General features: G+C 55.5%; 1 protein-coding gene. It reads left to right on the top strand.

All coding sequences use genetic code 11. The features are described 5' to 3' along the window. Positions 1 to 342 precede the first annotated feature (342 nt). Positions 343 to 542, top strand: a 200-nt coding sequence (locus tag HMPREF3169_RS09755; RefSeq protein ID WP_148132121.1) for an IS110 family transposase, incomplete at its 3' end; no start/stop codon positions are given.

Below are 542 nucleotides of genomic sequence, written 5' to 3' on the forward strand. Positions count from 1 at the left end.
CCCATTACGTTGTTAGCAGTTCCACCCCAGGGCGCCGAAGATTCATAGCCTGTCCACCCGAGTGGGAGGGGCTATGTTTATGTCCGTTCCCGCCGTCCGAAAGGACAGTGGAACTAGTCGCTGGCTTCGGTATGGCTTATTCCTGTCCCTGTTAAGAAAATGATCCGGGGGGTGATGCCACCGGAGACAGTGACATACTCAAACTGCTAATAGGAACCTGACCCGGCCCAGGCGGCACGAGGTCTCACAGTAATGTGGATGCCAGCGCCAGTATGTCCGACCACCCCAGCGATGAAGCGTAAATAATCCAACTCCCTACTCATCGCTAGGAGGCACAGACTCATGGCCTATGACTTCGTCATTGGAATGGACGTCGGCAAATACTTCCACCACGCCTGCGTCCTCGATCCCCAGGGCAGACAAGTCCTATCCAAACGCATCAACCAGCACGAAGGCTCGCTACGCAAGCTCTTCGGCAAATTCCTGGCCAATGACGCCAAAGTCCTTGTCGTCGTCGATCAGCCCAACAACATCGGCAGGCT

Origin of the sequence: Corynebacterium sp. HMSC08C04 (genome assembly GCF_001807495.1) — a bacterium.
GTDB classification, from domain to species: Bacteria; Actinomycetota; Actinomycetes; order Mycobacteriales; family Mycobacteriaceae; genus Corynebacterium; species Corynebacterium simulans.